Source organism: Pseudomonas sp. H3_E07, assembly GCF_054668895.1.
Genome location: NZ_CP162795.1, coordinates 518,028 through 541,224 on the forward strand (window position 1 = coordinate 518,028; position 23,197 = coordinate 541,224).

18 protein-coding genes and 1 pseudogene are annotated in these 23,197 nt (G+C 61.6%); 14 read left to right on the plus strand and 5 right to left on the minus strand.

From position 1 onward, the window contains the following. Window positions 1–7 precede the first annotated feature (7 nt). Window positions 8–2,125 (minus strand): TonB-dependent siderophore receptor, encoded by a 2,118-nt coding sequence (locus AB4O08_RS02185; RefSeq protein WP_042571518.1) that lies wholly within the window; start codon window positions 2,123–2,125, stop codon window positions 8–10. 174 nt (window positions 2,126–2,299) lie between these two features. Next, window positions 2,300–3,391, minus strand: a complete 1,092-nt coding sequence (locus AB4O08_RS02190; protein WP_010211224.1) for an NADH:flavin oxidoreductase/NADH oxidase — start codon at window positions 3,389–3,391, stop codon at window positions 2,300–2,302. Window positions 3,392–3,481: 90 nt separating this feature from the next. On the opposite strand from AB4O08_RS02190, the gene AB4O08_RS02195 reads away from it, so the two are divergent. Next, complete coding sequence (locus AB4O08_RS02195) at window positions 3,482–3,781, plus strand: ArsR/SmtB family transcription factor (RefSeq protein ID WP_032882858.1); 300 nt, start codon at window positions 3,482–3,484, stop codon at window positions 3,779–3,781. Here AB4O08_RS02195 and AB4O08_RS02200 read toward each other — a convergent pair. After that, window positions 3,752–3,904, minus strand: a complete 153-nt coding sequence (locus AB4O08_RS02200) for a hypothetical protein (RefSeq protein ID WP_021493346.1) — start codon at window positions 3,902–3,904, stop codon at window positions 3,752–3,754. The two genes, AB4O08_RS02195 and AB4O08_RS02200, sit on opposite strands and share 30 nt — an antisense overlap. Before the next feature lie 300 nt (window positions 3,905–4,204). Here AB4O08_RS02200 and AB4O08_RS02205 point away from each other — a divergent pair, with 300 nt between their 5' ends. From AB4O08_RS02205 to AB4O08_RS02225, 5 genes and pseudogenes are all read left to right on the plus strand, one after another. After that, the gene (locus AB4O08_RS02205) at window positions 4,205–5,095 is read left to right on the plus strand and encodes a bestrophin family protein (RefSeq protein WP_010211227.1); all 891 of its coding nucleotides are present in this window, start codon (window positions 4,205–4,207) and stop codon (window positions 5,093–5,095) included. 301 nt (window positions 5,096–5,396) lie between these two features. Beyond that, window positions 5,397–6,272, plus strand: a pseudogene (locus tag AB4O08_RS02210) (cache domain-containing protein); the annotation flags it as partial. Window positions 6,273–6,479: 207 nt separating this feature from the next. After that, window positions 6,480–7,184 (plus strand): methyl-accepting chemotaxis protein, encoded by a 705-nt coding sequence (locus tag AB4O08_RS02215; protein ID WP_420865034.1) that lies wholly within the window; start codon window positions 6,480–6,482, stop codon window positions 7,182–7,184. A gap of 210 nt (window positions 7,185–7,394) precedes the next feature. Continuing rightward, complete coding sequence (locus AB4O08_RS02220) at window positions 7,395–9,803, plus strand: glucose/quinate/shikimate family membrane-bound PQQ-dependent dehydrogenase (RefSeq protein ID WP_045792296.1); 2,409 nt, start codon at window positions 7,395–7,397, stop codon at window positions 9,801–9,803. A 57-nt stretch (window positions 9,804–9,860) separates the two neighbouring features. Further along, complete coding sequence (locus AB4O08_RS02225; RefSeq protein ID WP_042571514.1) at window positions 9,861–11,126, plus strand: carbohydrate porin; 1,266 nt, start codon at window positions 9,861–9,863, stop codon at window positions 11,124–11,126. Here AB4O08_RS02225 and AB4O08_RS02230 read toward each other — a convergent pair. Then, window positions 11,123–12,298 carry a XylR family transcriptional regulator gene (locus AB4O08_RS02230; RefSeq protein WP_044286980.1) on the minus strand — a complete coding sequence of 392 codons (1,176 nt, stop codon included), beginning with the start codon at window positions 12,296–12,298 and terminating at the stop codon, window positions 11,123–11,125. The genes AB4O08_RS02225 and AB4O08_RS02230 overlap by 4 nt on opposite strands. Window positions 12,299–12,437: 139 nt before the next feature. On the opposite strand from AB4O08_RS02230, the gene xylA reads away from it, so the two are divergent. From xylA to AB4O08_RS02250, 4 genes are all read left to right on the plus strand, one after another. Further along, window positions 12,438–13,754, plus strand: coding sequence for a xylose isomerase (gene xylA, locus AB4O08_RS02235; protein WP_010211232.1), 1,317 nt, complete (start codon window positions 12,438–12,440; stop codon window positions 13,752–13,754). A 101-nt stretch (window positions 13,755–13,855) separates the two neighbouring features. After that, window positions 13,856–14,857, plus strand: a complete 1,002-nt coding sequence (xylF, locus tag AB4O08_RS02240) for a D-xylose ABC transporter substrate-binding protein (protein WP_010211233.1) — start codon at window positions 13,856–13,858, stop codon at window positions 14,855–14,857. Between the two features lie 5 nt (window positions 14,858–14,862). Continuing rightward, a complete protein-coding gene (gene xylG, locus AB4O08_RS02245; RefSeq protein WP_460114676.1) occupies window positions 14,863–16,410 on the plus strand; it encodes a D-xylose ABC transporter ATP-binding protein in 1,548 nt (515 codons plus the stop codon). After that, complete coding sequence (locus tag AB4O08_RS02250) at window positions 16,411–17,547, plus strand: sugar ABC transporter permease (RefSeq protein WP_021493353.1); 1,137 nt, start codon at window positions 16,411–16,413, stop codon at window positions 17,545–17,547. It abuts the gene before it with no gap. Window positions 17,548–17,779: 232 nt separating this feature from the next. Here the strand turns inward: AB4O08_RS02250 and AB4O08_RS02255 are convergent, their stop codons facing one another. Then, window positions 17,780–19,279, minus strand: a complete 1,500-nt coding sequence (locus AB4O08_RS02255) for a CoA-acylating methylmalonate-semialdehyde dehydrogenase (protein ID WP_010211236.1) — start codon at window positions 19,277–19,279, stop codon at window positions 17,780–17,782. Window positions 19,280–19,388: 109 nt separating this feature from the next. Here AB4O08_RS02255 and AB4O08_RS02260 point away from each other — a divergent pair, with 109 nt between their 5' ends. The 4 genes from AB4O08_RS02260 to AB4O08_RS02275 all read left to right on the plus strand — a co-directional run bounded on the left by AB4O08_RS02260 (window position 19,389) and on the right by AB4O08_RS02275 (window position 23,177). Next, on the plus strand, window positions 19,389–20,330 hold the full coding sequence (locus AB4O08_RS02260) for a LysR family transcriptional regulator (protein WP_010211237.1): 942 nt from the start codon (window positions 19,389–19,391) through the stop codon (window positions 20,328–20,330). A gap of 146 nt (window positions 20,331–20,476) precedes the next feature. After that, window positions 20,477–21,421: an ornithine cyclodeaminase family protein gene (locus tag AB4O08_RS02265; protein ID WP_106119646.1), complete on the plus strand. Its 945-nt coding sequence runs from the start codon at window positions 20,477–20,479 to the stop codon at window positions 21,419–21,421. After that, the gene (locus tag AB4O08_RS02270; RefSeq protein ID WP_042571510.1) at window positions 21,418–22,551 is read left to right on the plus strand and encodes an NAD(P)/FAD-dependent oxidoreductase; all 1,134 of its coding nucleotides are present in this window, start codon (window positions 21,418–21,420) and stop codon (window positions 22,549–22,551) included. The genes AB4O08_RS02265 and AB4O08_RS02270 overlap by 4 nt, the downstream gene beginning before the upstream one ends. Next, window positions 22,551–23,177 (plus strand): helix-turn-helix transcriptional regulator, encoded by a 627-nt coding sequence (locus AB4O08_RS02275; RefSeq protein ID WP_010211240.1) that lies wholly within the window; start codon window positions 22,551–22,553, stop codon window positions 23,175–23,177. The genes AB4O08_RS02270 and AB4O08_RS02275 overlap by 1 nt, the downstream gene beginning before the upstream one ends. Window positions 23,178–23,197: the final 20 nt, after the last annotated feature.

Genomic DNA, 23,197 nt, shown 5'->3' on the forward strand with positions numbered 1-23,197 from the left:
TACGCCGTTAGAGGGTGTAGGCGATACCGACCTGCACCGTGCGCGGCTCGCCTGGGTAGGCGTAGAAGTTCCCGAACGCGCCTTCTTCAAAGTCGCGGTTGAACAGGTTCTTCACGTCCAGGTTCAGCCGGACTTTGTCGTTGACCTTGTAGTAGCTGAGCAGGTCGACCACGGTGTAGGCGTCCATCGAGAACGGCGTATTGGAGGTCTGGCCAACGCGCTCATCGACATATTTGGCGCCGGCGCCCAACCCAAGCCCTTTAAGGCTGCCATCCTGAAATTCGTACACGTTCAGCAAGCTGAAGCTATTGCGCGGGATGTTGGCCAACCGCGAGCCGACCCGAATGGTGTTGTCTTTGGTCACTTCGGCGTCCACATACGCATAGCCACCGATGACACGCCATTCCGGGGTGAGGTTGCCGGCAACGTTCAGGTCGAACCCACGGCTGCGCACCTGTCCAGCGGCGACTTTTGAGTTCGGGTCCAAAGGATCAGTGGTGAGCACATTTTTCTTGTCGATCTGATAGATCGCGGCATCAACGCTCAACTGGCGATCCAACCCTTCCCATTTGATGCCCATCTCATACGACTTGCCCTTTTCAGGTTCAAATCCAACTCCGCCACTGCTAGCACCGGTATTGGGCTTGAACGAGCGTGCTGCGTCGGCATAGATCGCCAGGGTGTCAGTCAGGTCGTAGATCGCACCCACGCGTGGAGTGACCGAGTTGTCGCTGGCCTTCCAGTTTTTACCACCCGCTACATAGGTCTCGTACTCGTGCTCGAAGCGTTCAAAGCGCGCACCCGCCAACACTTTCAGACGTTCGGTCAGCGCGACCTGATCCTGAATGAATGCCGAGTAGGTTTTAAGGTTTTCTTTATCGTGAGTCGGGGTGCTGGTCAGCGCCGGGCGCGGTTTGCCATAGACCGGGTTGAAAATATCGCTGGTGTAGGCGGCACTGGAGCGCTGGATGATCGACTTATAGTCGTAATCCTCAAACTCAACCCCCGTCAGCAAGGTGTGATCAAAAGCCCCCGTGGAGAAATGCCCGGTCAGGTTGAGCTGGGCATCTTTATCGGTCCATTCCAGCTTGCGGTAGTTGAAGTTTCGGTTGAGCGTGTGACCGTCCGCCGCCAGGCTATTGGCTTCAATCGCGTTGCCCTGCAAGGTACCGTCCAACCACTGAAACCCACCGCCCAGGGTCCAATTGTCGTTGAGCAGGTGCTCGAAACGCAGTTGGGCCATGTTGTTGTCGTTGTGCAATTTACCGACATCTTTATCCCCCCAGAAGGTATCGCGCGACGCGGTGCCTTTCTGATTGGTAAAGCGCGTCAGGCCACGATCCAGCGGGTGATTGTTGCGCATGAAGTCGCCTTCGAAGATCACCTTGGTGTCGTCGGTGGCTTGCCAAGTGATGACCGGCGTCACGCCGTAACGCTCGGTCTCGACATGGTCACGGAAGGTCTCGCCGCCCTCGCCCACCACATTCAGGCGATAGGCCAGGCGACCTTGTTCGTCCAGCGGGCCGGAGGCGTCGAGGGTGGCGCGCTGCATGCCCTGATCATCCAGCTGGCTGCCGAGGGTCACCGTAGGCTCGGCCAGCGGTTGCTTGGAGACCACGTTGAAGGTGCCACCCGGATCGCCACGACCATAGAGCATGGTCGCCGGGCCGCGCAGCACTTCCAGGCGTTCGATGGTGTTGGCGTCCGGCATGTTCGGGTAACCACGGTTGATCGGAAAGCCGTTGCGGTAGAACTCGCCGGTGGTAAAGCCGCGCACGGTAAAGGTGGTGAGCCCCTGCCCGCCGAAGTTGTTGGCACGCCCGACACCGCCGGCGTAATCCAGCGCGTCCTGCAGGCGGGTAGCACCAATGTCCTCGACCACGTCTTTGGAGACCACACTGATGGACTGCGGGGTTTCATGAATCGACGTGTCGGTACGCGTCGCGCTCGCCGAGCGTGTGGCGTGGTAGCCCTGCACCGGCCCCTGCGCTGTTTCATAGTCGGCAGTGCCGGTGATGCTGGTGGCCTGCAACTCGATGCCGGCTTTTTCAGCCGACTCGACCTCTGCCCAACTCAACGGGGAAAACGCCTGAAGCACACACAGGGAAACCAGGGTACGACGCATGGGAATGACCTAGTAAATGAGCCAAATGGAGCGGCATATTTGCCAATTATTTTGCCGCGCATGTTATAGCAACTCATTACCGATTGACATGCGTTCTCATTCGTTACTTTTCGACAGATGAAAAAAAACCACTCCTGAGAGTGGCTTTCGATGATGAACGCAGGCTATTTCGCCTCAGCGATAGCGTTCCAACCAATGCGCATACGGCGCAGGCAAGGTCCAGGACGACTTATCGACGCCCAGTTCTTTAGCCGCAAAGTATGCCCAATGCGGGTCTGCCAGGTGAGCACGGCCCACCGAGACCAGGTCCAGGTGACCCGCCTGCAATGCACCTTCAGCCAGCTGCGGGGTGCCAAAACCCCAGGCCGAGGTGACCGGAATACCGGCTTCGCGACGCACGCGCTCAGCGATCGGGCCCATGAACGCCGGACCCCACGGAATATTGGTGTCAGGGATGGTGAAACCGACGCTCACGCTCAGCAGGTCCAGGCCACCGGCCTTGAAACGACGGGCCAGTTCGATGGACTCGGTGAGGGTCTGCTCGTCGCGGCCGTCGTATTCGATCACGCCGAAACGTGCAGTGAGTGGCAGGTTTTCCGGCCAGACTTCACGAACGGCGGCCAGGGTTTCCAGGAGGAAACGGCTGCGGTTATCGAAGCTGCCGCCATAGGCGTCGGTGCGTTGGTTGGAGTGCTCGGAGAAGAAGCTCTGGCCCAGGTAACCGTGGGCAAAATGCAGTTCGATCCACTCAAAGCCGGCGTCACGCGCACGGCGGGCAGCGTCGACGAAGTCCTGGCGCACACGCGCAATGTCGTCCAGGGTCATGGCCCGCGGCACTTGCGGCAGGTTGGCACCAAAGGCGATGGCCGACGGGGCGATGGTTTCCCAGCTGCGGGCATCGGAGGCGGCGATATGGTCGTCACCTTCCCACGGGCGGTTGGCGCTGGCCTTACGGCCGGCGTGGCCGATCTGGATGCCCGGCACCGAGCCAGCAGCCTTGATGGCTTTGACCATTGGCACGAAGGCCTCGGCGTGGGCGTCGCTCCAAATACCAGCGCAGCCGGGGGTGATGCGGCCTTCCGGCGCGACAGCGGTGGCTTCGACCACTACCAGACCGGCACCGCCACGGGCCATGCTGGCCAGGTGCACGTGGTGCCAATCGTTGACGATGCCGTCTTCGGCCATGTACTGGCACATCGGCGGAATAGCGATGCGGTTACGCAGGGTGACGTCTTTGAGTGTGAACGGTTCGAACAAAGCGGACATGAAGAACTCCAAGAGCGAGTGAGTGATTCGATAGTTCGATGGTAATCGAACTATGGTATTCAACGATACCCCCCTGCTATGATTCATTTCATGCGAGCCTTTAAACACCCTCCCCTTGAAGACCTGACCCTCGAACGCCTGCTGTACGCGCTGAGTGACCCGGTTCGCCTCGAAATCGTGCGCTGCCTGGCCGGCGTGCCCGAGGCCACCTGTGGCGAACTGGATGGCGGGCGACCCAAGTCGAGCATGTCCCACCACTTTCGCGTGTTGCGTGACGCCGGGCTGGTGCACACCCGCAGCGCGGGCACCACGCATCTGAATTCGTTGCGTGCCGAGGTGCTTGAGGCGCGCTTTCCGGGTTTACTCGGGTGCATCCTCGCCCAGCACTGAGCCAGGATCAGCCTCCCCCTGCACAGCATCACGGCTCGGCGCACCGCCGAATTTGAGTGCGCCAATGCGCCCTTGCAGTTGGTCGACAAATCGCTGCGCCTCCAACCGTGCGTTGAACATCATGCTCAGGTCCCCCAGGCGCAGCAGGCAGTCCTTGGGTGAAACTTGGCATTGAGGTGGTCAGTGCCATCGATAAAAACAACGTACTCACCCGAATGAGAAACCATCATGAATAGACGACCATGAAGTAATGGCGGGCAACGTCATTGGACAAGCGCATGTCGTGCTGGCAGCGCTTGAGGTGCTGCGCCAGCAAGAGATCGACATTCGCGGCACTTAAACGATTCAGGCATCAGGCGAACCTTTGCTGTGAACCCGCGTCCGAGCTTAAGCACTGTTGCTTACCGCTCGCGAGGTTCTCGTTTGAAAGCCGCCATCATCAAAAAGTACCGCCTGATCATTAAGACCATGGGCTACGTGGGCTGGGCGCTGTTCTGGCTGTTGTTGTGGGACGTCGCCGTCACTGTGGACTTCATGTTGTTCCTCACCTACAAGATCAATCTGCCGCTGATGCCCCTGACCCTGCTGGGTTCGGCGCTGGTGGTGCTGATCAGTTTTCGTAACAGCAGCGCCTACAACCGCTGGTGGGAAGCCCGTACCCTGTGGGGCGCGATGGTCAACAACTCGCGCAGTTTTGCACGCCAGGTACTGACCCTGCTGGACGATCCCGACGACGAAGTGAACCCGGTCAAGGCCACCCTGCTGCGTCGCCATGTGGCCTATGTGAATTGCCTGGCCGCACACCTCAAGGGCCAACCGTGCCCTGAAGAAGTCCGCGCGTTTATCCCCGGCGATGAGTTTGCGCGTAACGGCGCCACCAACAACTTTGCCAACGATATCCTCACCGGTTCAGCGGCGTTGCTGGCACGGGAGTACAAGGTCGGTCACCTCGACAGCATTCGCCTGGCACGGCTGGAGTCGACCCTGGTGGATTTGTCCAACGCCCAGGGCGGCATGGAACGGATCGCCAACACACCGCTACCCTACCCTTACGTGTATTTCCCGCGCCTGTTTATCTCGCTGTTCTGCCTGATCGTACCGGTGGGCCTAGTGGAGTCCCTGGGTTGGTTCACCCCGCTGGCCTCGACGGTGGTGGGCTTCATGCTGCTGGCCATCGAGCGCATCGGCACCGACCTGCAAAGCCCGTTCAACTCCAGCGAACACCAGATACAGATGGACACCATCTGCGAAACCATCGAGAAAAACCTGCAGTCAATGCAGCGTGATGCGCTGGGTGGCGAGCGCATCGGTTAAACCCTCCCTTCGGCCTCAAGTGCGTGCTCCCTCAGTCGATATACAGGGAGTACGCATGGGCCACACCCCCCTCATAACAACACATGCGACGCTCGACGCTACTGTTTTCTCCTTGCCAAAATTATAAATACCCGCGGGTGAAGTCATGAATATCAAGCAAAAGCTGACCTGGGCATTTGCCGCCATCGCGTGCGTGCCGGTTATCCTGGTGGCCGTGCTGGTCGTGTTGAATCTGCGCGAGGGGGCCCAGGCCAATTTCCTCGACAGCAGTGGCCGTGAGATCCGCCAGATCGACAACGGCATGAAGCAGTTCTTCGATGGCATCAGCCAGAACGTCGACTATGTGGCCAAGGACCCGCGCGTTGTCGCGGCCAAGGACCTCAAGAGCTACGCCGGCGCCGACGCCGCACAAATCCCGCTCACCCCCACGAATAAAGAGCTGCTGGAGATCTTCGACCAGTTCGCCAAGAGCCATCCCAGCACTGCCTACCTGTCCCTGGGTTTGAAAGACGGCGGCTACGCCAGTTGGCCCGACGACACCAAACTCAACAACTACGATCCGCGCGTGCGCCCCTGGTATCAAGCGGCCATCGCCGCGCCGGGTAAAACCGTGCGCACCGGTGCCTACTATTGGGCGCCGGATGATGTGACGCTGATCGGCACCGTACACACCGTCGCTGATGCCACCGGGAATATCCTCGGCGTGGTCGGCCTGGACGTGTCGCTCAAGCAGCTCACCGAACTGGTACGCAACATCAAGCTGGGCGACAGCGGCTACCTGATGCTGGTGGAAGGCAACGGCAACGTGCTGGTGGACCCCAGCGATGCCAAGCACAACTTCAAGCCCCTGGCCGACCTGGGCCCGAACTATGCCGAACTGGCTAAACGCGGCGACGGCGTGACCCAGATCGAGATTGATGGCGTGGCGTACATGGCCAATATGGTTAGCTCCAAAGACTTGGGCTGGCGCTTTATCGGCCTGATCAAGCGCGACGAAGTGATGGCCGGCGCCACGCGCCTGACTTGGTTGATTGCAGCCATTGCAGCGGTATTGGCATTGGTGTTCGCAATAGTCGGTGCCAGCTTTGCCAGCGTTATCGTGCGCCCGATCCGTGGCGTAGCCGACGGCCTGCAAGAGATCGCCGAAGGTGAAGGCGACCTGACGCGCCAGCTCAAGGTGCAAGGCAAGGACGAAACCGCCAGCCTGGCCGGCTGGTTCAACCAGTTCCTGAGCATGATCGCCCAGTTGGTGCAACGCATCGGCAACGCCTCGTCCGACCTGCAGAGCGCCGCCGCCGATACCCGCGAAGTGGCCCACAACATGAACCAGGCGGCCGGTCGCCAACGCGAAGCCGTGGAACTGGTGAGCACCGCGTTCAACGAAATGGTGGCCACCGCCAACGAAGTCGCGCGTTCCTGCAGCGCCGCCGCCACCAGTGCCGACGAAGGCTACCGCGACGTGCATGACGGCCAGCAGCACATCGGCGAAGCCACCGGCAGCGTGCTCAAACTCAGTGAAGACTTGCAACGCTCGACCCAGACCATGCAGCAGTTGGAGCAGGACAGCAAAAACATCAACACCATCCTCGACACCATCCGCTCGATTGCCGAGCAGACCAACCTGCTGGCGCTCAACGCGGCGATCGAAGCGGCGCGCGCCGGCGACCAAGGCCGAGGTTTTGCGGTGGTCGCCGACGAAGTCCGCGCCCTCGCCCGTCGCACCGCCGACTCCACCGGCGAAATCGACAGCCTGCTCGGCAACCTCGCCCGCCGCACCCAGGAGGTGACGCAGCAGATGCAAGGCAGCCTGCTGGTGTCTCACACCAGCGTGGAACGTATCCAGCAGGCACGCGACAGCTTCGACAAGATCCGCGGCTCGGTGGACTCGATCCGCGACCAGAACACCCAGATCGCCACGGCCGCCGAAGAGCAACACCAAGTGGCCGAAGAGATCAACCGGCACATCGCGCAGATCCATGCCGACGCGCAACTGGTCGAAGGTTTTGCCCACTCGGCGCAGACCGGGTCAGGTCGGTTGACGGACATTTCGGGCCAGCTCAAAGGATTGGTAGGTCGCTTTAAGTTCTGATCGGGCGCGAAACCTGCTCCCATTCAGCGCATCACAGTGGTGAGCGGGCTTGCTCCGCTCACCACACTTGCATTGCGCCCTGGGCGACATTTAGCCACACGTCATCATCGCAGTACCTGTAATAGTCTATTGCAGGACTATAATGTACTAACCAGTTACTTATCTTGCTAAAATCGCGTCTTTGCCCTCTCACATTCGAGTCCTTTCGACATGAAACGAGCATCGCGCGCCGCTGGCGTCTCTAGATTATTATTGCTGGGCTTGGGCGTTATCATCGCCCTGCTCGGCCTCGCGCTGGCCATTGGCGGCGTCAAACTGGTCAGCCTGGGAGGTTCCTGGTACTTCCTGATCGGCGGCGCAATCATGGCAATCGCCGGGCTGTTGATCGCCTGCCGCAAGCCTGCCGGCGCATGGGTGTTCGCAGCCTTTCTGATCGGCACGGCCATCTGGGCGGTGGCGGATGTGGGCCTGGTGTTCTGGCCGCTGTTCTCGCGACTCTTCATGTTTGCGGCCATCGGTATGGTGGTGGCGCTGGTCTACCCGCTGCTCGTCAATAAGCCTGCGCGCGGCGCCTATGCCGTGGCGGCCGTACTGACGGCGGGCGTTGCTTTGGCGGCAGGCAATATGTTCGTCGCCCACCCAAGCGTGGCGCCGAACGGTGCCGGCCCAGGCATCACCCCGGTGGCTGCGGCCGACGCACAGAAAGACTGGGCGCACTACGGCAATACCGAAGGGGGCAGCCGCTTCGCCGCGCTGGACCAGATCAACCGCGACACGGTCAACAAGCTCAAGGTGGCGTGGACCTATCACACCGGCGACGTGGCCATCAGCGACGGCAACGGTGCCGAAGACCAACTGACGCCCCTGCAGATCGGCAACAAAGTGTTCATCTGCACGCCGCACAACAACCTGATCGCCCTTGACGCCGACACCGGCAAAGAGCTGTGGAAGAACGAAGTCAACGCCAAATCGGCGGTGTGGCAGCGTTGCCGTGGCATGGCCTACTTCGACGCCACCGCGCCGATTGCCCAGCCGACCCAGCCCAACAGTTCGCCGATCATGCCTGCCAGCGTTCCCGCCGGTGCGCAGTGCCAGCGTCGCCTGCTGACCAACACCATCGATGCACGCCTGATCGCCGTGGATGCCGACACCGGCAAGTTCTGCGAAGACTTCGGCACCCACGGCCAGGTGGATCTGAAAGCCGGCCTGGGTAACGTACCGGACAGCTACTATCAGCTGTCCTCCGCGCCACTGATCGCCGGCACCACCGTGGTGGTGGGCGGTCGCGTGGCCGACAACGTCCAGACCGACATGCCCGGCGGTGTGATCCGTGGCTTCGACGTGATCAGCGGCCAGATGCGCTGGGCCTTCGACCCAGGCAACCCGGAAGACAAGCAGGCGCCCGCCGACGGCAGCACCTACGTGCGCAGCACCCCAAACAGCTGGGCGCCGATGTCCTATGACCCGCTGATGAACACCGTGTTCTTGCCGATGGGCAGCTCGTCCACCGACATCTACGGCGTGGAACGCACCCAGCTCAACCACAAATACGGCGCTTCGGTACTGGCGCTGGACGCCTCCACCGGTGCGGAAAAATGGGTGTACCAGACCGTCCACAATGACCTGTGGGACTTCGACCTGCCGATGCAGCCGAGCCTGATCGACTTCACCCCGCCGGGCAGCGACAAAGCGGTGCCAGCGGTAGTGATCGGCACCAAGGCCGGGCAGATCTACGTGCTCGACCGGGCCACTGGCAAGCCGTTGACCGACGTGCAGGAAGTCCCGGTCAAGGCCGCCAACATCCCTAACGAACCCTACTCGCCCACCCAGCCAAAATCGGTCGGCATGCCGCAGATCGGCGCACAGACCCTGACCGAATCGGACATGTGGGGTGCCACGCCGTTTGACCAGCTGCTGTGCCGCATCGACTTCAAAGGCATGCGCTACGAAGGCCTGTACACCGCGCCAGGCACTGATAAATCCCTGAGCTTCCCGGGTTCGCTGGGCGGCATGAACTGGGGCAGCATTTCCACCGACCCGGTGCATGGGTTTATCTTCGTCAACGACATGCGCCTGGGCCTGTGGATCCAGATGGTGCCGTCGCAAAACAAGGCCCAGGCCTCGTCCGGTGGCGAAGCGCTGAACACCGGTATGGGCGCCGTGCCGCTCAAGGGTACGCCCTATGCGGTGAACAAGAACCGCTTCTTGTCGGTGGCCGGCATTCCGTGCCAGGCGCCACCGTTCGGCACCCTGACCGCGATCGACATGAAGACGCAAAAGGTCGCCTGGCAAGTACCGGTCGGTACCGTTGAAGACACCGGCCCCCTGGGCATCCGCATGCACCTGCCGATCAAGATCGGCCTGCCAACCCTCGGCGGCACCCTGTCGACCCAGGGCGGCTTGATCTTTATCGCCGGCACCCAGGACTTCTACCTGCGCGCCTTCAACAGCGGCAACGGTGATGAAGTCTGGAAAGCCCGCCTGCCCGTGGGCAGCCAGGGTGGCCCGATGACTTACGTGTCGCCGAAAACCGGCAAGCAATACATCGTGATCACTGCCGGTGGCGCACGCCAGTCCACCGACCGTGGCGACTACGTGATCGCCTACGCCCTGCCATAACCCCCTCTTCGCGCGGTGCCTCCCCCGGCACCGCGCCTTCTGTTTGGAAGAACCCGCATGACCCCCACTTCTCACATTCCCCTTGGGCGCCTGTTGCTGGGCCTTGCCCTGGGTGCCGCCCTGCCCGTGCAAGCCGATGACACCACCCTGACCGGCGACTGGGGTGGCCTGCGCCATGAGCTCGACGCGCAAGGCATCCGCTTTACCGGCGACTACAGTGGCGAAACCGCCTACAACGCCCACGGCGGCCAACACCGCTCGGCGCGCTACTCGCAGAACCTCAAGCTCGGCGTGCAGTTCGACCTGGGCAAGCTCTACGGTTTCAACAATGGCGACCGCATCCAGGTCACCCTCAACGACCGTCGTGGCAATAGCGCTTCCGAGGACCTGGTGGGCAACCGCCTGCCGATCCAGGAAAACTACGGCGGCCTGTACACTCGCCTGACCGAGCTGAGTTACGAGCGCACGCTCTTTACTCCGGCGCTGAACGTCAAGCTCGGCTACATGGCCATGGGCAACGACCTCGGCGGCCTGGACAGCGGGATTCTGTGCAACTTCATGAACGCCGGTTTCTGCGGGCATCCGCTGAACATGTCCGGCGGCAGCGGCTGGACCAACTACCCGAATGCGCACCTGGGTGCGCGGGTGAAATACGACTTTGCCCCCAACTGGCAACTGCGCGTCGCCGCGTTCAACGTCGACCCGCAAAGCAATGGCAACTCCAGCCGCGCCTGGCACCTGGGGCCCAAGCACACCACCGGCACCGTGGTGCCGATCGAGTTGGTGTACAAACACGCGGGCAGCCTGCCGGGCGAATACAAGCTGGGCTATTACTACGACAGTTCCGACGTGAAACGCATCGGCAGCAACAAGGAGGTCAGCGGTCGCGGTGGTCACTACCTGTTGATTGATCAGGCCGTATGGGCCTCGGAGTCCTCCGCCGGCCGCGTGCTGCACGCCTTCGGCCAATACTCCGCCGCCAGCGAAGCGGCCTCGCCGTTCAGCAAGTGGTATGGCGCGGGCGTGGTGTTGTACAAACCGTTCGAAGGCCGGCCGCGTGACACCCTGGCCCTGGGTTATGGTCGCGCCGTGCCCAACCCGCGCAGCCGCGAGGTGCAGGAACTGGCCGCGCTCAACGCCGGGAACGACTACCCCAACCTGAATAATGCCGAACAGCTGATCGAACTCAGCTACGGCTACCAGGCCACGCCTTGGCTGACCTTGCGCCCGGATGTGCAGTACATCATCGAGCCGGGGGCATTCTCGGGCGAAAACATCGACAACGCGCTGGTGCTGGGCTTGCAAGTCAAGGCCGTGTTCTAGGCCTCACTCTGCTGATACTCGCGTGGCGTACACCCAAACTCGCGGCGGAACACCGTGTGCAGATACTGCGCCGATTTGAAGCCGCAGGCCTGGGCAATATCGGCAATCGCCAGGGCCTGGTTCTGCAGGCCCTTGGCGGCAGCGGCGAGTTTGAAGCGCAGGATCTCGTCATGCACACTGCAGCCACGCACCTTGCGAAAATGTGTCTCCAGCGATGAACGCGATACCCCCACATATCCCGCCACCTGAGCGGTCTTGATCCCCTGGCAGGCGTACTGCCGGATAAACAACAGCGCCTGCATCACGTACGGATTACCCAAGGGTTGATGCAAGCTTGAAGCCTGCACATTAATCGCATCCGGCGGCACCAGGATCTGCTCACCTCTGCACGGCTTGCCGTGCAACATCTGGTGTAACAGCGCGGCGGCCGTGCGGCCCATGGTTTCGGTGCCCTGAATAACCGAACTCAACGGCACCCGCGTGAGCGTCCGAGTCAGCGGATCATTGTCGATACCGATCAGCGCCACTTCCTCCGGCACGGCAATGCCGGCCGTGAGACATGCTTGCAGCAACTGCCGGGCGCGGGCGTCAGTGACCGCGATAATGCCAATAGGCTTGGGGAGGCTGTGCAACCAGGCGATTTGCTGTTCGACGGCGCTGTCCCACAGCGGTGCGCTGGTGCCCAGCCCGCGATAGACCTCGACCTGCAATCCGTCCCGTTGCAGCAGGCGGCGAAAGGCTTTTTCGCGCTCCTGGGCCCAGCGATTGGCCTGGGCTTCGGGCAGGCTGAAACAGGCAAACCGCGTCAGGCCGGCCTCGATCAAATGTTCATAGGCCAGCTTGATCAAGGCGTAGTTGTCCGTGGCCACGTAGGGCATGCCTTTGGGATAGGCACGCACATCCTCGTAGGAACCCCCCACCGCCACCACGGGCAGCTTGCTCCCGGCCAGCGCCTCGCCAATCAGCGGGTCATCAAAGTCAGCAATGATGCCGTCGCCCTGCCAGCGCTCGATGCCTTTGAGGCGGCACAGGAAGTCCTCTTCGAGGAACAAGTCCCAGGACGCGCGGGTACTGCTCAGGTAATTGCCGATGCCGGCGATAATGCCACGGTCGTAGATTTTGCTGCCGTTGAACAGCAGGGCAATGCGGTGCACGGGCGGTAGGGTTTTCATTGTTTTTATCCTGAAGCCGGTCAAAACAGACTAGCCCCTGTCACGCAAAATCGCACCATCTCTTGATGATTTTCGTAATCGGCAGGCGCAGCGCCGTTGTTAGTATCGAGTCACCGCCAAGAACAATAAGGAAAACGCCATGCCGTACTTCCCCGGTGTCGAGAAGGTTCGCTTCGAAGGCCCCAGCAGCGATGCCCCCCTCGCCTTTCGCCATTACGATGCCAACAAGCTCATCCTCGGCAAGCCCATGCGCGAACATCTGCGCATGGCGGCCTGTTACTGGCACACCTTCGTCTGGCCTGGGGCGGATATGTTTGGTGTGGGCACGTTCAAGCGGCCGTGGCAGCGCAGTGGCGACCCGATGGAACTGGCCATCGGCAAGGCAGACGCCGCTTTCGAATTTTTCTCCAAGCTGGGCATCGACTACTACAGCTTTCACGACACGGACGTCGCCCCCGAAGGCAGCTCGCTCAAGGAGTATCGCCACCACTTCGCACAGATGGTCGACCACCTGGAACGCCATCAGGAACACACCGGCATCAAGCTGCTGTGGGGCACCGCCAATTGCTTCAGCAACCCGCGCTTTGCCGCCGGCGCCGCCAGCAACCCGGACCCGGAAGTGTTTGCCTACGCCGCCGCCCAGGTGTTCAGCGCAATGAACGCCACCCTGCGCCTCAAGGGTTCCAACTATGTGTTGTGGGGCGGCCGCGAGGGTTATGAAACGCTGCTCAACACCGACCTCAAGCGCGAACGCGAACAGCTCGGGCGCTTCATGCGCATGGTGGTGGAGCACAAGCACAAGATCGGCTTCAAGGGCGACCTGCTGATCGAGCCCAAGCCCCAGGAACCCACCAAGCACCAATACGATTACGACAGCGCCACGGTGTTCGGCTTCCTGCATGAGTACGGCCTGGAACATGAGATCAAGGTGAACATCGAGGCCAACCACGCAACCCTGGCCGGGCACAGCTTTCATCATGAGATTGCCACCGCCGTGTCCCTGGGGATCTTCGGCAGCATCGACGCCAACCGAGGCGACCCGCAGAACGGCTGGGACACCGACCAGTTCCCCAACAGCGTCGAGGAAATGACCCTGGCCACCTATGAAATCCTCAAGGCCGGGGGCTTCAAAAATGGCGGCTACAACTTCGACTCCAAGGTACGCCGCCAGAGCCTGGACGATGTGGACCTGTTCCACGGGCATGTGGCGGCCATGGATGTACTGGCTTTGGCACTGGAACGCGCGGCAGCGATGGTCGAGAACGATCGGTTGCAGCAATTCAAGGACCAACGGTACGCCGGTTGGCAGCAACCGCTGGGCCAGGCCGTGCTGGCCGGTGAGTTCAGCCTGGAATCACTGGCCGAACATGCATTTGCCCACGAGCTGGACCCGCAGGCGGTGAGTGGTCGCCAGGAGATGCTTGAAGGCGTGGTGAATCGCTTTATCTACCGGTGACATTTGCGCGACAAATCTCTGCACAGAGCGTCGAGGGACGCTCTACAGTCTTACCCGCATCACGCTGTGTCTTTCCAACAACAATAAAAGGACGCACTACCATGAAGTCATTCAAACGCACACTTATCGCCACGGCCCTGGCCCTGCTCGCCCTACCGGCGATGGCCGATTCCGCCCACCCGAAGATCGGTTTCTCCATCGATGACCTGCGTCTGGAGCGCTGGTCCCGCGACCGTGACTACTTCGTCGCCGCCGCGGAAAAACTCGACGCCAAGGTCTTCGTGCAATCGGCCGATGCCAACGAACAGAAACAGATCTCGCAGATTGAAAACCTGATCTCACGTGGCGTCGACGTAATTGTCATCGTGCCGTTCAACGCCACCGTGCTCACCAACGCCGTCGCCGAAGCCAAGAAGGCCGGGATCAAGGTGGTGTCCTATGATCGCCTGATTCTCAACGCGGACATCGACGCCTACATCTCCTTCGATAACGAAAAAGTCGGCGAAATGCAGGCCAGCGGCGTGTTGCAAGCGGCGCCCAAGGGTAACTACTTCCTGCTCGGCGGCGCGCCCACCGACAACAACGCCAAGGTCCTGCGCGAAGGCCAGATGAAGGTGTTGCAACCGGCCATCGACAAGGGCGACATCAAGGTTGTCGGCCAGCAGTGGGTCAAGGAATGGAACCCCACCGAAGCCCTGAGCATCGTCGAAAACGCCCTGACCCGGAACAACAACAAGATCGACGCCATCGTCGCCTCCAACGACGCCACCGCCGGCGGCGCGATCCAGGCCCTGGCCGCACAGAAACTGGCGGGCAAGGTGCCGATCTCCGGGCAAGACGCCGACCTGGCCGCGATCAAGCGCGTCATCGACGGCACCCAGACCATGACCGTGTACAAGCCGCTCAAGCTGATCGCCTCGGAAGCCGCCAAGCTTTCGGTGCAGCTGGCGCGCAATGAGAAACCCACCTACAGCTCGCAATACGACAACGGCAGCAAAAAGGTCGACACCATCCTGCTCACCCCTACCCCGCTGACCAAGGCCAATATCGACCTGTTGGAGAAAGACGGGTTCTACACCAAAGAGCAGATTGCCGGGCAGTGACCGCCATGTCCGACTACCTGCTGCAAATGAACGGCATCGTCAAAAGCTTTGGCGGTGTCAACGCGCTGAACGGCATCGATATCAGGGTGCGGCCAGGGGAATGCGTTGGCCTGTGCGGCGAGAACGGTGCCGGCAAGTCCACCTTGATGAAGGTGCTGTCGGCGGTCTACCCGTACGGCACCTGGGAAGGTGAAATCCTTTGGGACGGGCAGCCGCTCAAGGCCCACTCCATCAGCGAAACCGAGGCCGCCGGCATCGTGATCATCCACCAGGAACTGACCCTGGTGCCCGACCTGTCGGTGGCTGAAAACATCTTCATGGGCCACGAACTGACCTTGCCGGGTGGGCGCATGAACTACCCGGCGATGTTCCACCGCGCCGAAGCGCTGATGCGCGAGCTCAAGGTGCCGGACATGAACGTGGCGCTGCCCGTGTCGCAGTACGGCGGCGGCTACCAGCAACTGGTGGAAATCGCCAAGGCCCTGAACAAGCAGGCGCGACTGTTGATTCTCGACGAGCCGTCCTCGGCCCTGACCCGTTCGGAAATCGAGGTGCTGCTCGATATCATCCGTGGCCTCAAGGCCAAGGGCGTGGCCTGCGTGTACATTTCCCACAAGCTCGATGAAGTGGCGGCAGTGTGCGATACCATTGCGGTGATCCGCGACGGCAAGCACATCGCGACCACCGCCATGGCCGATATGGACATCGCGAAGATCATCACCCAGATGGTCGGCCGCGAGATGAGCAACCTCTACCCCACCGAGCCCCATGCGGTGGGCGAGGTGATTTTCGAGGCGCGTAACGTCACCTGCCATGATGTCGACAACCCCAAGCGCAAGCGCGTGGACGATGTGTCCTTTGTGCTCAAGCGTGGGGAAATCCTCGGCATCGCCGGGTTGGTGGGCGCCGGGCGCACGGAACTGGTGTCGGCGCTGTTCGGCGCCTATCCCGGCCGCTACAGCGCCGAGGTGTGGCTGGACGGCCAGGTGATCGACACACGCACGCCGCTCAAATCGATCCGCGCCGGGTTATGCATGGTGCCCGAGGATCGCAAGCGCCAAGGCATCATTCCCGACCTGGGCGTGGGCCAGAACATCACCCTGACGGTGCTCGACAGCTATGCGCACCGAACCCGCATCGATGCCGAAGCCGAACTGGGCAGCATCGACCAGCAGATCGCGCGCATGCACCTCAAGACCGCCAGCCCGTTCCTGCCGATCACCAGCCTGTCCGGTGGCAACCAGCAAAAGGCCGTGCTGGCGAAAATGCTGATGGCCAAGCCCAAGGTGCTGATCCTCGACGAGCCCACACGGGGCGTGGACGTGGGTGCCAAATATGAGATCTACAAGTTGATGGGCGCGCTGGCGGCCGAAGGCGTGGCGATCATCATGGTGTCCTCGGAGCTGGCCGAAGTGCTCGGCGTTTCCGACCGCGTGCTGGTAATCGGCGACGGCCAATTGCGCGGTGACTTCATCAACGAGGGGCTCACCCAGGAACAAGTGCTCGCCGCTGCGCTCAGCCAACACAACAATAATGATCGGAAGACCGTGTAGATGAATCAGGTCAAACACCTTTTTACCCGCTACAAAATGCTCGCCCTGGTCATCGCCGTGGCGGTGATCTGGGTGTTTTTCAGCTGGCAGACCGAGGGCGGTTTCCTCACCCCGCGCAACCTGTCCAACTTGCTGAGGCAAATGTCGATCACCGGGATATTGGCGTGCGGCATGGTGCTGGTGATCATCAGCGGCGAGATCGATTTGTCGGTGGGCTCGTTGCTCGGGTTGCTGGGTGGGCTGGCGGCGATCCTGGATGTGGTTTATCACATTCCATTGCTGGCCAACTTGAGCCTGGTGGCGTTGTGCGGGTTGATGATCGGGCTGGCCAATGGGTACATGACCGCCTATTTGCGCATCCCTTCGTTCATTGTCGGCTTGGGCGGGATGCTGGCGTTTCGCGGTATTCTGCTGGGGATCACCGGCGGCACCACCATCGCGCCGGTGTCGCCTTCGCTGGTGTACGTGGGCCAGGGTTACCTGCCGCATTCGGTGGGGATCGGGCTGGGCGTGCTGTTGTTTGCACTGACCGTTTTCCTGACCTGGAAGCAGCGGCGCAATCGCGCGCTGCATGGGTTGGCGGCGCACTCGCTGGTACGTGACCTGGTGCGGGTGGCGGTGATCGGCGCCGTACTGGCGGGGTTTGTCACGACGCTCAACAGCTACGACGGGATTCCCGTCCCGGTCTTGCTTCTGCTGGTTTTATTGGGCGTATTCAGCTACGTCACCAGCCAGACCGTATTCGGCCGTCGCGTGTACGCGGTGGGCAGCAATATGGAAGCCACGCGCCTGTCGGGCATCAACGTACAGGCGGTGAAACTGTGGATCTTCGGCATCATGGGCGTGATGTGTGCCCTGGCCGGGTTGGTCAACACGGCTCGCCTGGCTGCCGGCTCACCGTCGGCGGGGAATATGGGTGAGCTGGATGCGATTGCAGCATGTTTTATTGGCGGTACGTCAATGCGCGGTGGTTCGGGTACGGTGTATGGCGCATTGCTCGGGGCCTTGGTGATCACCAGCCTGGACAATGGCATGTCGATGCTGGACGTGGACAGCTATTGGCAGATGATTGTGAAGGGCAGCATTCTGGTACTGGCGGTTTGGGTGGATGTGAGCACGCGGGCGGGTCGGCGATGAACCGCAGCGACGGCGTTGGATTGCGGGGGTGTGGCATTGGCTGGAGATTGCCAACACCACGGTGGAACGCTCTATCGAGCGCTTGAACCCCACACAAGCCACGGCCTGAACGCGAAAAAATGTGCGAGCGGGCTTGCCTGCGATAGCGCTGTATCCCTGCCAGACCTGCTGATCTGACACTGTGCTATCGCGGACAATCCCGCTCCCCCATTGGACCTAAGGTGTACTTAAATTACTTGGACACCGGCATCGCAAACTCGGCGCCCTGCTCGATGCTCTCCGACCAGCGCTGCATGATCGACTTCTGCTTGGTATAGAACCGCACACCTTCAGTGCCATACGCGTGCATGTCGCCAAACAGGCTCTTCTTCCAGCCGCCAAACCCGTGCCACGCCATCGGCACCGGAATCGGTACGTTGATGCCGACCATGCCCACTTCAATCCGCCGTGCAAATTCACGCGCGATGTTGCCGTCGCGGGTGAAGCAACTCACACCGTTACCGAATTCGTGAGCGTTGACCAGTTTGATCGCTTCGGCGAAGTCATTCACGCGCACGCACGCCAGAACCGGGCCGAAAATTTCTTCGCGGTAAATGCTCATCTCTTCAGTCACATGGTCGAACAATGTCGCCCCTAGCCAGAAGCCATTTTCCAGGCCCGGTTCGGTGGGTACATAGTCACGCCCGTCGAGCAGCAATTGCGCGCCGGCTTGTACGCCTTGTTCGATGTAGCCGCTGATGCGTTCCAGCGCCGCGCGGGACACGATCGGGCCCATTTCGGCCTTGAGGTCGCGGCCGTCGGTGATGCGCAGGTGCTTGGCACGTTCGGTCAGGGCGGCGATGACTTTGTCGCCCACATCACCCACCAGCACCGCTACGGAGATGGCCATGCAACGCTCGCCAGCACTGCCGTAGGCGGCACCCATCAGGGCGTCGACGGTTTTTTCGATATCGGCGTCCGGCATCACCACCATGTGGTTTTTCGCGCCACCCAAGCCTTGCACGCGCTTGCCGTTGCGGGCGCCGGTTTCGTAGATGTACTGGGCAATCGGCGTGGAGCCGACAAAGCTCACCGCCTTGACGTCCGGGTGTTCGATAAGCGCGTCCACTGACTCCTTGTCGCCCTGCACCACGTTGAACACGCCTTTGGGCAAACCGGCTTCACGCAGCAACTCGGCCATGAACAGCGAGGCGCTCGGGTCGGTCGGGCTTGGCTTGAGGATGAACGTGTTGCCCGCCGCAATAGCGATCGGGTACATCCACATTGGCACCATCACCGGGAAGTTGAACGGCGTGACGCCGGCGACCACGCCCAGGGGCTGGCGCATTGTCCAATTGTCCATGCCGCGGGAAACCTGGTCGGAATGCTCACCCTTGAGCAGGTTGGGGATACCGCAGGCGAATTCGAGAATGTCGATGCCACGGTCGACTTCGCCCTGGGCGTCGGTGAAGACCTTGCCGTGCTCGGCGACGATGATGCGCGCCAGGTCGTCCTTGCGCTCACGCAGCAGATGAAGGTATTCGAACAGCACACGGGCGCGACGGATCGGCGGCGTGTCGGCCCACCCGGCGAACGCGGCCTGGGCGGCGGCAACGGCTTCGGACACGGTCTGGCGACTGGCCAGGGCGACGCGACCGGTCTTTTCGCCGGTGGCCGGATTGAAGACGTCCTGATAGCGATCATCGCGGGACACGCGCTGGTCGTTGATGTAGTGCTCGATGGTGGTGGTCATGGCAGTAGATCCCAGGTGAGTAACAGTGAGGACCACGATAGGCTTTCGCTTTGTTCCAAACCAGAGCAGAATCCAGAACTTATTGTCCACCAATGCGAACAATACAATCATGGAAAAGGCCGAGATCGAAGGGCTGTGGACCCATATCCATTGGCTGTCGGTGCTGGAGGAACAAGGCACCTATACCGCTGCGGCGGCACGACTGGGCGTGAGCAAGTCCGCCGTGAGCCAGCGTATTTCCGACTTGGAAAAGGCCACCGGCACGCGCCTGGTGACGCGCACTACACGCAGTGTAAGGCTGACCGATGCGGGGCTTTCGTTGACCCGCGAAGTGCGCAGCGCCTATGAACAGATCGCCCGCAGTTTCTCGTCGGTGCGCGACTCGGTGGGAGAGATTCGAGGTCTGCTACGACTGACAGCGCCCGTGGCATTTGCCCGTCAGCAACTGGTGCCGCATCTGTCGGAGTTTTTGCAGCAATACCCGCAGGTACGCCTACAGCTCGACGTGTCGGATGCCCTGAGTTCACTGGCCGCCGAGGGCTACGACCTGGCCGTCCGCCACGGTTTCCAGGTGCCGGAAACCCATGTGGCGTGGAAGCTGTGCGACACCGGCTCGGTGCTGGTCGCCAGCCAGGACTACCTGCAACGTCACGGAGAACCCCGCGAACCTGGCGATCTGTCCGCGCATAACTGCCTGTTCTACCCTCGCGGCACCGATCAGCCCGCCTGGACCTTCGAGCGCGGCACTAAAAACGTCGAACGCCTCACCGTGCCCATCGCCGGCAGCTTCGCCACCAACAACAGCGAAGCCCTGCGCGACTCGGCGCTCAACCACCTGGGCATCGCCCTGCTGCCGGATTTCAGCGCCCACGCTGCCCTGTCCAGCGGCAAATTGGTGCAGGTGCTCAAGGGCTGGACGCTCAAGGGGGCGTTTGCCGATGAGATCTACCTGATCCGGCCGTACTCGCCACATGTGCCGAAAGCGGTGAGTGCGCTGGTCAGCTATTTGAAGGGGAAATTGTCCGGCGGGTTTCAATACAACGCCCACTGATTGCGCCAGCCCGCCGGGGCGCGGTGCCGGGCAGTCTGATGAATCGGAACCGGGGCAAGTGAGGCGCGCGCTTTTTTCTCGCGGGATATTGCTCGACAGAACTAAAAGTCCATAATGGACAAAAAAGTTCACCCGCGGAGACACCCATGTCCAGCACACCCCACGTGATCCATCAGGCCCAGGCCCGCGAGCTGCTCGGCCAAATCGATGTGCCGTCTATCCTGCGCAAGTTGTTCCGTGACCTGGCGACCGGGCAAGCGGTGCAGCCGGCGCAGCAGCTCGTGGAGTTCCCGCAAGCGGCGGGCGACTTCATCAACTATCTGGGCGTGCTGGCCGAGGATGGGGTGTACGGGGTCAAGACTTCGCCCTATATCGTGCGTGAACAAGGCCCGCTGGTGACGGCTTGGACATTATTGATGTCGATGCAGACCGGCCAACCGTTGCTGCTATGCGATGCAGCCGAACTGACCACCGCCCGCACGGCCGCCACCACAGCCCTGGCAGTGGATGCATTGGCGCCTTTATCGGCGCGACGCTTGGCGATCATCGGCAGTGGCAAGGTGGCCCAGGCGCACCTGCATTATGTGAAAGGCTTCAGGGATTGGCAGCGCATCAGCGTGTTTTCACCCAGCCTGGCCAACGCATCCACCGATACCATCGCGCAACTCAAAGGCCTGGACCCACGCGTGGTCATCGCCAGCAGTTGCGAGACGGCGGTGGAAGACGCCGATGTGATCCTGTTGTGTACGTCGTCGGCCGGACCGGTGCTCGACCCGGCGCGGTTGACCAAGCCGGCACTGATCACGTCGATCAGCACCAACGCCCCGCGCGCCCATGAAGTGCCGCCGCAACGCCTCAACACGATGCAGGTATTTTGCGACTATCGCCGGACCACCCCTGGCTCGGCCGGTGAAATGTTAATCGCAGCCGAACAATACGGTTGGGATCCGCGCGCAGTGGCCGGTGACCTGCCCGAATTGCTCAGCGAACAGGTAAAGCGCCCGACCTACGACAGCCCTGTGTTTTTCCGCTCCATCGGCCTGGGCCTGGAAGACATCGCACTGGCCAACGCCCTCTGGAGACAGCTATGAGCCACGCAGACTTCATCATCATCGGCGGCGGCATTGCCGGCGCGTCCACGGGGTTCTGGTTGTCGCAGCACGGCAAAGTGCTGGTGCTGGAGCGCGAAAGCCACCCGGCCTATCACTCCACCGGGCGTTCGGCGGCGCTGTACACCGCCGCCTATGGCACCCCGCAGGTGCGGGCGCTGACCCTGGCCAGCCGTGAATTTTTCGATAACCCGCCACCTGGTTTTTGCGAACATCCGTTACTCACCCCAAGGGGCGAAATGACGGTGGATTTCATTGGCGATGCGGTTGAGTTGAACGACCAGTACCTTAGCGCCAAGGCCACCGTGCCGCAGGTCGAACTGCTCAGCGCCGACGAAGCCTGTGCGAGACTGCCGATCCTGCGCCGCGAAAAAGTCCACGGCGCGTTGTATGACCCCACCGCCAGCGACATCGACACCGACGCTCTGCACCAGGGCTACCTGCGTGGCATCCGCCGCAACGGCGGCGAGGTACGCACCGACAGTCATGTGCTCGGTTTGAGCCGCGAAGCCGACGGCATCTGGCAGGTACAGACCCAGGACGCGACCTGCACCGCGCCAGTCATCATCAACGCCGCCGGCGCCTGGGCCGACCACATCGGCGGGCTCGCCGGGGCCGCGTCCATCGGCTTGCAGCCCAAGCGGCGCTCGGCGCTGATCTTCGCCGGCCCCGAAGGGGTCGACAGCCACCACTGGCCAATGCTGGTGGCGCTGGACGAATCCTTCTACATGAAACCCGACGCCGGCATGTTCCTCGGCTCACCGGCCAATGCCGACCCGGTCGAACCCCAGGACATCCAGCCCGAAGAACTGGACATCGCCATGGGCATCTACCAGATCGAAGAAGCCACCACCCTGACCATCCGCCGTCCGACGCGAACCTGGGCCGGCCTGCGCAGCTTTGTGCACGACGGTGATCTGCTCTCAGGTTTTGACCCAAAGGTAGCGGGCCTGTTTTGGGTGGCGGCGCAAGGGGGTTATGGCATTCAGACCTCGCCGGCCATGGGCCAGGCCAGTGCGGCACTGGTGCGCGGCGCCCCGCTGCCGGAGGCACTGACGCGGTTCGGCCTCGACGCTGGTATGCTCTCCCCTGCCCGCCTGGAGCCCCATTGATGAACACCGCTGAACAAGACAAGGTCATGCAGAACTTCCGTGCGATGGCCGACGCCATCGCTACCCTGTTTTTCCCCCACGCCGAAGCGGTGTTGCATGACCTGCGCTCGCAAAAAGTCGATTACATCGCCAACAACTTGTCCAAGCGCAGCATAGGCGATGATTCGGCGCTGGAGGACATGCTCAGCGACGATGTCAGCGATGTAAACATCGGCCCGTACGAAAAGCTCAACTGGGACGGTCAGAAAATCCGCAGCCTGAGTACCGTGCTGCATGACCACAAAGGCCGTCGACTGGCGGTACTGTGCATCAACCTGAATATTTCATTGTTTGAAAACGCCAAGGCGGCGCTGGACCTGTTTCTGTCACCGAGCAAACTGATCCCGCAACCAGACTCGCTGTTTCGCGATGACTGGCAGGAGCGCATCAATACCTTCCTGCATGCGTGGATGCGTGAGCGCCAGTTGAGCCTGAACCTGCTGACCCGTGACCACAAGCGCGAGCTGGTTCTGGCCCTGCATGCCGAAGGGGCGTTCAAGGGCAAGAGCGCGTCGAACTATGTGGCCAATGTGCTGGGCATGGGGCGGGCGACGGTCTACAAACACCTGAAGGAGTTGAAGGGCTGATGGACTTGCCCCTGTAGGAG

Bases quoted from the DNA above. Each gene is read 5' to 3' on its own strand.
- AB4O08_RS02185 (WP_042571518.1), bottom strand. From the start codon at position 2,125: ATGCGTCGTACCCTGGTTTCCCTGTGTGTGCTTCAGGCGTTTTCCCCG.
- AB4O08_RS02190 (WP_010211224.1), bottom strand. From the start codon at position 3,391: ATGTCCGCTTTGTTCGAACCGTTCACACTCAAAGACGTCACCCTGCGT.
- AB4O08_RS02195 (WP_032882858.1), top strand. From the start codon at position 3,482: ATGCGAGCCTTTAAACACCCTCCCCTTGAAGACCTGACCCTCGAACGC.
- AB4O08_RS02200 (WP_021493346.1), bottom strand. From the start codon at position 3,904: ATGATGTTCAACGCACGGTTGGAGGCGCAGCGATTTGTCGACCAACTG.
- AB4O08_RS02215 (WP_420865034.1), top strand. From the start codon at position 6,480: ATGGTGGCCACCGCCAACGAAGTCGCGCGTTCCTGCAGCGCCGCCGCC.
- AB4O08_RS02220 (WP_045792296.1), top strand. From the start codon at position 7,395: ATGAAACGAGCATCGCGCGCCGCTGGCGTCTCTAGATTATTATTGCTG.
- AB4O08_RS02225 (WP_042571514.1), top strand. From the start codon at position 9,861: ATGACCCCCACTTCTCACATTCCCCTTGGGCGCCTGTTGCTGGGCCTT.
- AB4O08_RS02230 (WP_044286980.1), bottom strand. From the start codon at position 12,298: ATGAAAACCCTACCGCCCGTGCACCGCATTGCCCTGCTGTTCAACGGC.
- xylA (WP_010211232.1), top strand. From the start codon at position 12,438: ATGCCGTACTTCCCCGGTGTCGAGAAGGTTCGCTTCGAAGGCCCCAGC.
- xylF (WP_010211233.1), top strand. From the start codon at position 13,856: ATGAAGTCATTCAAACGCACACTTATCGCCACGGCCCTGGCCCTGCTC.
- xylG (WP_460114676.1), top strand. From the start codon at position 14,863: ATGTCCGACTACCTGCTGCAAATGAACGGCATCGTCAAAAGCTTTGGC.
- AB4O08_RS02250 (WP_021493353.1), top strand. From the start codon at position 16,411: ATGAATCAGGTCAAACACCTTTTTACCCGCTACAAAATGCTCGCCCTG.
- AB4O08_RS02255 (WP_010211236.1), bottom strand. From the start codon at position 19,279: ATGACCACCACCATCGAGCACTACATCAACGACCAGCGCGTGTCCCGC.
- AB4O08_RS02260 (WP_010211237.1), top strand. From the start codon at position 19,389: ATGGAAAAGGCCGAGATCGAAGGGCTGTGGACCCATATCCATTGGCTG.
- AB4O08_RS02265 (WP_106119646.1), top strand. From the start codon at position 20,477: ATGTCCAGCACACCCCACGTGATCCATCAGGCCCAGGCCCGCGAGCTG.
- AB4O08_RS02270 (WP_042571510.1), top strand. From the start codon at position 21,418: ATGAGCCACGCAGACTTCATCATCATCGGCGGCGGCATTGCCGGCGCG.
- AB4O08_RS02275 (WP_010211240.1), top strand. From the start codon at position 22,551: ATGAACACCGCTGAACAAGACAAGGTCATGCAGAACTTCCGTGCGATG.